Below are 311 nucleotides of genomic sequence, written 5' to 3' on the forward strand. Positions count from 1 at the left end.
GATGCTGCCCACCATGGGCTGGTACGACGAACCGCACGGACATGGCGAGATCCGACTCACCGATGTGCGCGTTCCATTGTCGAATGTGATCGCCGGTCCCGGTCGCGCCTTCGAGATCGCGCAGGGCCGACTCGGTCCGGGCCGCATCCATCACTGCATGCGGCTGATCGGGCTCGCCGAACATGCGCTGGAGCTGGCGTGCCGTCGTGCGTTGTCCCGCACCGCATTCGGCAAGCCCCTGGCGAACCTGGGTGGAAATCGTGAGCGCATCGCCGATGCGCGGATCGCCATCAATCAGGCCCGTTTGCTGG

General features: G+C 65.9%; 1 protein-coding gene. It reads left to right on the forward strand.

Annotated elements, in window-relative coordinates:
* Positions 1–311 (forward strand): acyl-CoA dehydrogenase family protein (locus tag GV792_RS28790; RefSeq protein WP_256673911.1); only part of this gene is annotated, 311 nt, incomplete at both ends.

This window comes from Nocardia cyriacigeorgica (assembly GCF_010868145.1).
GTDB lineage: Bacteria > Actinomycetota > Actinomycetes > Mycobacteriales > Mycobacteriaceae > Nocardia > Nocardia cyriacigeorgica_D.